The organism is Streptomyces mutabilis, from assembly GCF_014649815.1.
GTDB lineage: Bacteria > Actinomycetota > Actinomycetes > Streptomycetales > Streptomycetaceae > Streptomyces > Streptomyces mutabilis.
The window spans coordinates 1-506 of record NZ_BMTT01000347.1 but is presented as its reverse complement, the minus strand read 5'-3'; the positions used below and the strand labels follow the sequence as shown (position 1 = coordinate 506).

Genomic DNA, 506 nt, shown 5'->3' with positions numbered 1-506 from the left:
CTTTTATTAATAAATATATATACATAGATCACAATATTAGTCATCATTTGATAAACGATGAATTCTTAGATTACTTGAATAAATCAGATTCAAATGTGATCATATTTGATGAATTTGATTGTAGGTCGCTTATAGATAAGATAGATATAAATAAAAAAATAATATTAGTATTGCATTTAGATTGTCTTAATTCTAAATTAGACATTAGTGAGATAATATGAATAATATATATGTGATCGGTGTGTTTGGCGTAGGTAAAACCACTCTAAGTAAATTATTATCTAAAGAAAAAAATAAAAATTTAATTAGTTTGGATTTTATAAGATGGTCCATATATGAAAAAATTGGTTATGATTTCAATTATATTGAGCAACTAGTGAAAAGAAAAAAATTTATAGATCTATATAGATATAATAGTAAGTTTGAAATAGAATTGGTCAAAGAAACCATTATGAATACATCCGATACTGTGATTGATTTTGGTGCAGGTCACTCTATAATTGAAT

General features: G+C 23.5%; 2 protein-coding genes. Both read left to right on the top strand.

The window, feature by feature from the left end; translation table 11 throughout:
- Positions 1-221: hypothetical protein (locus IE142_RS40600; RefSeq protein ID WP_229831344.1), on the top strand; the 221-nt coding region annotated here is incomplete at its 5' end.
- A gap of 11 nt (positions 222-232) precedes the next feature.
- Positions 233-506 (top strand): MoxR family ATPase (locus tag IE142_RS40595; protein WP_229831343.1); only part of this gene is annotated, 274 nt, incomplete at its 3' end.